This is a genomic window from Mesorhizobium sanjuanii, from assembly GCF_002529485.1.
Taxonomy (GTDB): Bacteria; Pseudomonadota; Alphaproteobacteria; order Rhizobiales; family Rhizobiaceae; genus Mesorhizobium; species Mesorhizobium sanjuanii.
Genome location: NZ_NWQG01000201.1, coordinates 1 through 3,245, shown reverse-complemented (window position 1 = coordinate 3,245; position 3,245 = coordinate 1). Strand labels below are relative to the sequence as shown.

At 66.6% G+C, this 3,245-nt stretch carries 1 protein-coding gene; it reads left to right on the top strand.

The window, feature by feature from the left end; genetic code table 11:
- A partial coding sequence (locus tag CN311_RS26145; protein ID WP_483425991.1) for a translocation/assembly module TamB domain-containing protein occupies positions 1–3,245 on the top strand: 3,245 nt, incomplete at both ends.

Genomic DNA, 3,245 nt, shown 5'->3' with positions numbered 1-3,245 from the left:
CCCCCGCCACGACGGCAAGCAAGGCACGGTCGAGGCAAAAATCAATTTCGCGCCCGCCGACAACAAGCTCGACCTCGATCTCAAGGCATCCGAGCCGGCCGGCGGCATCATCGCCAATCTGCTCAATCTGCCGGATGCTCCGCCGGTCGACATCGTCGTTTCGGGCACGGGGCCGATCGCCAACTGGAACGGCGTCGGCACCTTCGTCGTCAACGGCCAGATCGTCACCCAGCTCACCGGCCGGCATCAGCTCACCGACAGGGGCAGCCATGTCGAAGCCAAGGGTGACGGCGACTTCGCACGCTTCGTGCCGGAAAATCTGAAACCTCTGTTTGCCGGCAAGACCAGCTTCGACCTTGCCGGGACCGCCATGGTCGCGGGTGGCGTCGATGTCGAGCGCGCCAACGTTGACAGCGATGCCGTGCATGGCACTGCCGCCGGTATCATCGACCCCAACGGCGCCAGCGACCTTGCGGTGGAGGTCGCCGCCAAGGGGCCGCCCATAGTGCTCAGCCTCGGCAGCGCGGCGCAGCCGGTGACCGTGGCGCTCACCGGCGCCACCGCCCGCGCCTTCGGCGGCGGCAAGGCGCCGATCGTCGACATCGGCGCGTCTCTGGTCTCGGTGGTGGCGGGCGGCACGCGGCTGGATAATCTTACCGCCCAGCTTCATTCCGACGGCTTCGACGTCCAGGAGCGCAGCGGGCCGGTCAGCATCAAGCTCGTGGCCGACGGCCTCAACACCAATGTAGCGACGCTGGCGCCGCTGGTGACCGGCAAGGTCACAGCCGACCTCGCTGGTTCGGTCAGCAAGGACGAGATTTCCGTCGATCAGGGCACGCTGCGCAGCGATGCGCTCAATGCCTCGGTCACCGCCAAGGTGACGCTGGCCGACCTGGCGATGACGCTCAAGATGAATGCCGATGCCGTCTCGACGGCGCTGCCGCCGCAGATCCGCCCGGTTCTCGGCGAGCGCGTTACATTCTCCGCCACGGCAACCCGCGATCCGCAAGGCTCGTTCGCCGCCAATTCACTGCAATTCACTTCCGGCGCGCTCAGCGCCAGCGGCACCGCCAGCGCGACCGGCACCGACATCCAGGCCGACGTCAAGGGAACGCTCGGCGATGTCTCGGTGCTGTCGCCCATGGTCGGCGTGCCGGTCGGCGGGGCCGTCAATTTCGCGCTGACCGCGAGCGGCGCGCGCTCGGCGCCGGATTTCTCGGTGTCGGCCGACAGCGATAGCCTGACGGCTTCGGGCCGCACGGTGAAGACTGTCAAGCTGAGCGCGAAGGGCAAGGCCGACATTGCCAGCCCGGCGGCCGATGTCTCACTGACCGGGTCAGTCAACGATCAGTCGCTCGACCTCAAGGCGTCATTGGTGACGAGTGACGGCAAGCGGTCCATCAACGGGCTCAGCCTGGCGCTGGGCGACAACAAGGTCTCCGGAGACCTTGCGCTCGGCGACGGCCTGTTGCCGCTCGGCACGCTGACGCTCGATGCGCCCGATATCGGCCCGCTGGCGGCGCTTGCCGGGCAGACGGCGACTGGCGACGTGCAGGGCAGCATCCGCTTCTCCGATGATGGTGATGCGCCAACGGTCGCGATCGACATGAAGAGCGCCTCGATTTCGCGCGGCGACCTGGCGGCGAAGACCATCGCCGTCAACGCGCTGGTCGCCAACTATCTCAAGGGCCCGGCGATCTCTGGTACGATCAAGGCCGATACGGTCACCTCGGGAACAACCGTCATAAGCGGTATCGGCGTCGACCTGAAGCGCGACGGCGAGTGGACCAATTTCACCGGCGGCGCCACCATATCAGGCATTCCGGCCACGGCCGCCGGGCGGGTGAAGATCGCGGACGGCACGACCAGCGTCGAGATCGCCTCGGGCGAAGCGACCATTCGTGGCATTAAGGCGGCGATCACGCAGCCATCGACCTTGACCATCGCCAATGGTGCGGCCAGCATCGAAAAGTTGGCTCTCGATGTCGGCGGCGGATCGGTGACCGTGTCCGGCACTGCTGGCCAGACGCTCGACCTTGCGGCCACCTTCTCCGCACTGTCGGCTGCCCTTGCCAATGATTTTTCGCCCGGCCTCGATGCTGTCGGCACGCTTAGCGGAACGGCGCAAGTGACGGGACTGTCGGCTAGCCCCGACATTCGTTTCAACGCGCAGCTCGGCGGAGCGGAAACCAGCCAGACCCGCCAGGCGGGGCTCGGCCCGCTCAGCCTCGATGCCGCGGGCAGTTTCTCATCCGCCGCCGGCGTCGCCATCGACCACGCGACGCTTGCCGGCAAAGAGATTTCAGGCAAGGCGGCCGGTACGATCAATCCGAATGGCATCAGTGATTTCTCGCTCGACCTTGCCTCGACCGGTCCGAGCCTGCCGCTGGCCCTCGGCAGCGCCGAGAGCCCGATCAAGCTCGAGCTGCAAGCGCTGTCGGTGAAGGCAGCGGGGCAAGGCACGCAGCCGAAGCTCGATATTTCCGCTGTCCTGCCTTCGGTGGCGACGAATTTTACCAAAGTCGAGGGCATCACGCTTGCGCTGCACTCGGATGCCTTTGACGTGAAGGGCCGGACCGGGCCGATTTCCGGCACGGTGACGGCAGACAAGATCGGCCTAGACAATCCGACCATTGCGCCGCTGATCGCCGGCAAGGTCACGGCCAAGGTCGCCGGCAGCCTTGCCAAAGACACCATCGTCATCGACAGCGGCTCGGTGGTCGGCGACGCGCTGAACAGTGCCTTCAACGGGAAGGTCTCCCTGGCCGACGGCGCCATCGACCTTAACCTCAAGGCAGATGCGGCTTCCGCGGCGCTGCCAACGGCAGCGCGTGGCGTGCTTGCCGAGCGCACCGATATCAGTGCCGTGCTGAAGCGCGACACCAATGGCAAAGTCACCGCCAATCCGGTCAGGCTCGCCTCCGGCGCGCTTACCGCCGACGGGCAAGCCAGCCTTGCCGACAACAAGCTTACCGCCGACATCAAGGGCGCGCTGGCCGACATCTCGCTTCTGTCCAAGGATGCCAAGGGCGCCATCGCTTTTGCGCTGAACGCGCAGGGGCCTAGCACCGCGCCCGACCTGTCGCTGACGGTGAGCAGCGACAGGCTTTCGGTGGCCGAACGCGAGATTACCGGGCTGAAGCTCACCGCCACCGGCAAGGCCGATGCCGCCAATCCGGCGGCCAATGTGCAGCTGACGGGCAATGTCGCCGGCCAGGCCCTGCAAGGCAGCGCCGTGCTGGCGA